The organism is Actinocorallia lasiicapitis, assembly GCF_054778695.1.
In genome coordinates this window covers 22,463-28,825 of the sequence record NZ_BAAGZI010000036.1, presented here as the reverse complement: position 1 = coordinate 28,825, position 6,363 = coordinate 22,463, and the positions used below count along the sequence as shown (strand labels likewise).

6 protein-coding genes are annotated in these 6,363 nt (G+C 69.5%); all 6 read right to left on the bottom strand.

From position 1 onward, the window contains the following. Positions 1 to 602: ABC transporter transmembrane domain-containing protein (locus ACYVE7_RS07120; protein ID WP_460363754.1), on the bottom strand; the 602-nt coding region annotated here is incomplete at its 3' end. 36 nt (positions 603 to 638) lie between these two features. Then, positions 639 to 770 (bottom strand): SapB/AmfS family lanthipeptide, encoded by a 132-nt coding sequence (locus ACYVE7_RS07115; RefSeq protein WP_460363753.1) that lies wholly within the window; start codon positions 768 to 770, stop codon positions 639 to 641. A 24-nt stretch (positions 771 to 794) separates the two neighbouring features. Further along, complete coding sequence (gene lanKC / locus ACYVE7_RS07110) at positions 795 to 3,371, bottom strand: class III lanthionine synthetase LanKC (RefSeq protein ID WP_460363752.1); 2,577 nt, start codon at positions 3,369 to 3,371, stop codon at positions 795 to 797. Between the two features lie 241 nt (positions 3,372 to 3,612). Then, the gene (locus ACYVE7_RS07105; protein WP_460363751.1) at positions 3,613 to 4,491 is read right to left on the bottom strand and encodes a hypothetical protein; all 879 of its coding nucleotides are present in this window, start codon (positions 4,489 to 4,491) and stop codon (positions 3,613 to 3,615) included. Positions 4,492 to 4,567: 76 nt separating this feature from the next. Then, the gene (locus ACYVE7_RS07100; RefSeq protein ID WP_460363750.1) at positions 4,568 to 5,344 is read right to left on the bottom strand and encodes a hypothetical protein; all 777 of its coding nucleotides are present in this window, start codon (positions 5,342 to 5,344) and stop codon (positions 4,568 to 4,570) included. A 96-nt stretch (positions 5,345 to 5,440) separates the two neighbouring features. Further along, the gene (locus ACYVE7_RS07095) at positions 5,441 to 6,124 is read right to left on the bottom strand and encodes a hypothetical protein (RefSeq protein WP_460363749.1); all 684 of its coding nucleotides are present in this window, start codon (positions 6,122 to 6,124) and stop codon (positions 5,441 to 5,443) included. Between the last annotated feature and the right edge of the window lie 239 nt (positions 6,125 to 6,363).

Here is a 6,363-nt window from a genome sequence, read left to right as displayed (position 1 = left end):
CGCGCGGTCTCGGCGCGGGCCGTTCCGGCGGCGGCGATGGTGCGGGCGCCGGTCAGCGCGTCGACGAGCCGCGCCGCGATCTCGCCCTGGCTGGTCTGGTAGCCGGCGGCCGAGGCGGCCGAGTCACGGAAGAAGGCTTGCAGCACGAACGCGATGAGCACCAGTGCGACGACGAGCGTCAGCGAGAGCCAAGGGTCGATCAGGGTCAGCGCGACGAGCCCGCCGACCGTCGGCACCAGCAGGGCGACGGCCCCGATCCGCGCCTGGACGGCCTGCGCCGCCTCTTCGGCGTTGAGCCCCGTCCGGGTGACGAGCTCGCCTTCGGGCAGGGTTCTGGTCAGCGCGGGGCCGACCGAGAGGATGTGCCGGATCATCCCGGTGCGCAGGCTCGCCGCGACGGACGCGCCGACCGCCCCCGACGCCCACGTCTCCAGGGCGTCGCAGGCGATCACCGCCGCGACGAGCAGCGCGCATGGGACGAGAGGACCGGTCTCACCGGTCAGGACGGAGTCGAGCGTCCTTCCCAGCGTGTACGGCAGCGCGAGCTGAAGCACCGCGCCCATGAGCGCGAACACCACCAGCCACGGCCGTACCACCGGCACCTCCCGTCCTCACCTGCAGGGGGTCTCCTGTGTCTGCTAGTGGCAGAGGAGGAGGCTCAGGTTGCTCGGGCGGTTGGACGCGCAGCCGAGCACCGTCAGGGTGCTGCCGCCGCCGTGTCCGTGGCCGCCGCCGGGGGTCTCCATCGTCTGAAGGTCGAGCAGGGTCATGACTTTCGGTTCCTTTCGGTACTACTAGCGAACTTCACTGGTCGAACTGCCGCTGATCACCAGGGGCAGGGGGTGTGACGGCTGGTCGCACCCCCCTTCGAGGAACGGCAGTCCGGTCCGCCCGTCGAGGACGGAGCTGAGCGCGTACAGGACCCCAGCGGTCCCGGTCGCGAAGTCCATGGAGAGCCGGAGGAGCTGGTCGCCGGGGAAGGCGAGCCCGCCGGCGAACGGCAGCGCGTGCCAGCGGAGCCCGGCGATCAGTTCGGGCAGGTTCGGGTCGTCGTGCGGCAGCCCGGCGATGATCCCGGCGCGGCCGCTGAACAGGCCGGGCTGGACGAAGTAGCGGGCTTTGCCGACCAGCCGCAGCTCGGCGAGTGCCGTTTCCATCGCCGGATCGGCCTTATGGCGCAGATAACGTGCAAGAACGGGCGCGATTCCCGCCGATCCCTCTTCCAGATAAGGAAGCCGCCGCCAGCCCTGGTCGATCTGGAGCGACCCGTCGGGACCGTGGACGCAGCGCCGCAGATCTTGGCGGAGCGCGTCACCTGCCCGTTCCAGCCAGATCGCCTCACCGGTCCGCTCGTAGCGGTCGAGGAACAGCAGCGCCACCCCGGACGAGCCGTGCATCAGCCCGGCCCGTGGATGCGCGCCGCCGCTCACCTCGGGGACGTCCAGCGGCCCGCCGATCCGTTCGGCGCATTCGGCGGCCATCGCCTCGGCGGCGTCGGCGAGCCCGATCGCGGCGAGGACCAGCCCCATCCCGGCGAGCCCGGAGTAGAGGCCCAGTTCGAGCCCGTGCCATTTCTCCTCGAGGCAGCGGATCGCCAGCGCCTCCGCGCTCTCCGCATCGCCCAGCCGGTGCAGCACCCACGCGACGCCGAGCGCCCCGTCGTACAGTCCGAGCCCGCTGCCGGGCCGGAGCGCGCGCCGCACCGTCCACTCCTCGTACTCGGGGAACCGGCCCGCGCCCGTCTCGTGCAGGGCGAGCAGCACCCCGGCGGAGCCGGTAGCGATGTTGACGGCGCCGCCGCCCTCGAACTGGGCGACGTCGCCGGGGAACAGCCGGTCGTCACGTTCGGGGGTGGCGCTGGCGAGGATGGCCCGCTGCAGGTCGTCGCGGAGTTCCGGCCACGCCTCGCGGCCCTGCCCGACCACATTGTCGAGGCTCTCCAGCCCCTTGCGCGGACGGGCGTCGGCGGGCGAGTTCGTCACGGTCCTGACGGCGGCGTCGATCAGCTCCGGCGCGACCGGGAACACCTCAGTGATCAGTTGCGCGAGATGGTGGACCTTGCCCGCGTGCAGCGGCAGCGTGATCGTGGCCTGCGGCGCGAACAGCCCGAGCGTCAGGCAGGCCAGCGCGTACCTGTCGGCCTCGACTCCGCCGCGGTCGGCGGGCGCGAGGAACGCCGGATGGGCGAGCGCGGGCCTCGCGTCCTGTTCGGTGAGGGTGGCGACCTCGAAGTCGATGAGGACGAGCCGCCCCTCGTCCGTCACCAGGATGTTGTTGGGGTGCAGGTCGCCGAAGACGACACCGCGGTCGTGCAGCTCGGCGACGGCGTCGCCGACCTTCGGCAGGATCCCGGCGGCCCACGCGGTGTACTCGGCGAGATCGGTGTCCGTGCAGGTCGCGGAGGTGAGCGGGTAGCGCTGGACGAGCATCCGCTGGAGCGGGTTGCCGTCGACGAACTCGGTGACCAGGAACTCGTGGCCGCCCAGCTCGAAGTAGTCGATCAGCTCGGGCACGGTGTCGAGGCCGGCGAGCCGGTCGAGCATGTCCCGTTCGTGCCGGGAGCGCGCGACGGCGTCACGGCCGAGGGCGTCCAGGCCCGCGCCGGGACGCGCCTCCTTCAGCACGACCTTCCGGCCCGACCTGTCCGCCGCGAGGTAGACACCGCCGCCGTTGGAGAACTGGAAGACGCTCTCGATCGTGTACGGCAGCCCGGCCAGGGTGACGGCGGCCCTGGCGTCCAGATGCGGCTGGAGGAAAGCGGGCAGAGCAGCCCATTCGGGGACGCTGAACGCGACGCCCCGCACGTCGGGCACCAGCTCCCCCACGCCGTTCTCCAGCGCGAGCACCCGCTCGCCGTGCTCGTTCAGGCATTTGCGCTCGGCGAACGCCCCGTACCTGACGTACAGCGGCCCCCGCGCATAGCGCAGATCACTGAGGATGTAGGGCCCTTCGACACCGCTCAGCAGTTCGTCCAGCTCGGCCAGAACCTGTTCGAGCTCGCGTTCGTCGCGCGGGTAGAGCGTGACGAACTTGCCGCTGGACGCCCGGTCGGCGGCCTTGGAGTTCTGCATGACGAGCACGTGCTCGCCGCGGAGGAACTTGAAGGCGAGCCCGGTGCGCAGGCAGTACTCCCAGACGACGTCCAAGACGCGCCGCGCGTCGCTCAGCCCCGACGAGACGTGGATCTTCCAGCCCTGGCCCGGCAGTTCGCCTTCGGGCGTGTAGTACATCCAGGTGTCGGTGGCGTGGGACCGCCAGCCGGCGGGCACGTCCTGCTTCGCCTGCGGGTAGTCCGAGCCGTCGCGTACCGCCGTCTCGATCCGGTCGTAGAAGACGGGATCCATCTGGCAGTAGAGCTCGTACTTGTCCACCCCGCCTCCCTCCCCGTAAGTGCTTACGAGAAGAGAATTCACGAAATCTTCGGCCACGCCTAGTCACATATGGCAACTGACAGTCATGAAGATTTCATGGGCCGGGTATGCGAAACGCATACCCTCCCAGGGGAACCGCAGGTCAGGGCTTGGGGAGCCCTTGACGTCAGACGCCGTGCCTTCCCCGGGGTGGGAACGGGGGAGGCACGGCACGGCAGAGCGTCTGACGGCGGAGCGGTGCCTACTTGGCGGCGATCGCCTTCTGCTTGAGCGCCTTGCTCGCTTCCTCCGGCGTGACACCGGTGAGGACCTTCCTGGCCGCGCCCGGCGCCGGGTAGGTCTGGATCTTCAGCTGGGTGTTGAAGATCGCGGTGTTGGTGCCGGCCTTGGCTGGCAGGCCGGCGCGCAGGTCGGCCAGCACGCTGAACAGGCCGAACGGTCCGCAGTTCTGCGACTTCGGCACGCTGAAGGCGTTGTCGACGACCGTCGCGGTGATCACCTGGGGGTCATCGGGGTGGATCTCCGGCGGGCTGCCGCTGATCGGCTTGTTGGGCGCCGGCGGGCTGGTCGTGAACATCGTCAGGTTGAGCGTGATCGGGTCTGCGGTGGAACCGATCACGCAGGTGTCGCCGAGGAGCTGGTTGATGACCTTGACCTTGAGCTTCAGCCGGTAGGCGAGGGTCGGTTCGGGCGACGCGACGGGCGTCGCCGCCTCCAGCGGAAGCGCACCGATCTGGAGGATCGGCAGGAAGTCGGAACCGGGGAAGCCGAACAGGCCGCCCGTCACCTTGATAGGGCTCGCCTTGATCGGCTTGAAGATGAAGAACTCTTCGAACGTCTCAGGGTCGTAGCCGTTGGCGTAGGTGAGCTTGAGCGGGGCGACGATGTCCTGGTCGATCGTGCCCATCTTGAGTTTGCCGCCGGTGATCACCACCGCGCTGCAGATCCAGAGGTCGGGATCGGCGCCCGCGGGCAGCGCCGGGCAGTCCTCGAACGTCAAGGCGGGGGAGACCGGGTCCACGGCGGCGTGGGCCGCCGGGGCCTGGGCCGTCACCGCGAGGGCGCCGGCCGCGAGGGTGAGCGCGGTGGCGGTCGCACGCCGGCGTAGGGCTCTGCTCATCTGTTCTCCATAGGTCATCGGGGATGGGGCGTCACAAAAGCAAGGTGGGCGGGCCGTGCGGCCCGCCCACCTTTGGCTATCCGAGCTGGTCGTAGGTCTTGAAGGAGGTGTACTCCTGCAGGATCGCGGTGTTGCGGCCCGCGGCTGCCGGGGTCTTCGCGTACAGGTTCACCAGCCCGTCATAGAGGCCGAGGTTGAGCCCGCAGCGGTCCGCGCCGGGCACCGAGAAGGCGTTGTCGACGACCGTGGTCCTCAGCACCGGCGGGTCGTTCTGGACGACTTCGGGCGGGCTGCCCGAGATCGGGGTGTTGGGCAGCGGCGGGTTGGTCTGACCGATCCCGAGGTCCAGCTTGATCGGGTTGCTGTTGGTACCGATCGTGCAGTACGCGCCGAGCAGGATGTTCTGCACGCTGAACTTGAGGCTCACCTGCAGCTTGCCGTCCGCGAGGCCGAGCCCGCCCACGTACTTCGGCTGGACGTAGACGGCCGTCAGGAACGGGTCGCCGAAGATCCCGCGCTGGACCAGGTAGCGGGGCGCGCTGAACCCGCCGAACACGACCCCTTCCTCCAACGTCTCGGGGTCGAAGCCGTTCGCGTAGGTCAGGGTGATCGGCGCTGCTTGCGAGAGCGACTGCTCGATCCGGCCGATCTTGAGGGTACCGCTGTAGATCTTGACGACGTTGCACTGCCAGAACACCGGATCGGCGCCCGCGGGCAGGGCGGGACAGGCCGCGAAGCTGAAGTTCGGAAGGGTTTCGGCGTGGGCGGCGGGCGCGGCGGACACACTCAGCAGAGTTCCGCCGAGCGCGAGCGTGGCGGCAGCGGCCGGGACACGGCCGAAGAACTTGCTCATGGGGTGCTCCAAAGCAGAAGGGCGGGCCGGCGGACGGGCCGCGGCTGGAGACCGCGGCCCGCCCGGTTCAGGGATCGGGGGATCAGGCGAACGGGATCACGGACCGAGGAGGAGGTCGGCTCCCCCGGGGTTGGTGACGATCTGGAACTTGCCGTTCGCGGCCATGGTGGCCGGGCAGCGGGCGTCCGCGGTGAGCCGCTGGAGCTGCTGACCGGCCAGCTTGCCCTGGCCGTGCGTGTTCGCAGGGACGGGCTTGTTCGCGTTGAGCGGGTTGTAGACGTCGACCACCAGCGGGGTCGAGGTCGTCAGGCCGTAGTCGCAGGTGAGCGAGGGGATGCCCCAGGCGGGCAGGCTCGCGACACCGCGCACCAGGACGGCGGCGTTGGGGGCGAAGATGGTGATCTTGCCGTCGCGGCCGCCGGCGATCGGAGCGTGGTCGACCTGGCCGCCGGTGTAGGGCAGGCCGAAGGCGGTGATCGTGGTGGTGCCGCCCCGGTTGTTGGTGCAGCCGGTCGCCGTGAGGCCGGTCAGCGAGCCGTTCAGGCCGTTCGACTGGATGGAGGCGGTGAGGCTGGCACCGGTGCAGGTGTTGACCAGCAGTCCGAGGGAGGACGTGCCGGTCAGCGTGACACTGCCGCCGATGTTGGTCGCCACGATGCTGCCGTTGTAGGCGACGCCGCCGGACGTGATCGTCGCGGAGGCCATGGCCGCGGTCGATCCTGCGAGCACGAGTGCGAGCGCACCCGCGACGGGAAGCCCGATTCTGCCGATTTTCTTCATGGTTCTCCTCGTTCTAAGGGTGGGAGGCGAGGAATTCCGGTGACCGTGCTCGTCCTCTGGGCCCTTGAGGAAAAGCTGGTCGCGGCAGTCGGACAGAATCATGAATGACGGTGTTCATCAACCGTCATACGCTGAGACAATGAGCGATTTCTGTTTTTTGGATCGGCTTTTAGGCCCGATGGCAAGTGTCCGAATCACCGGCTCGGCGGACACGTCGCGGGAATGGCCCGGTGGTCACG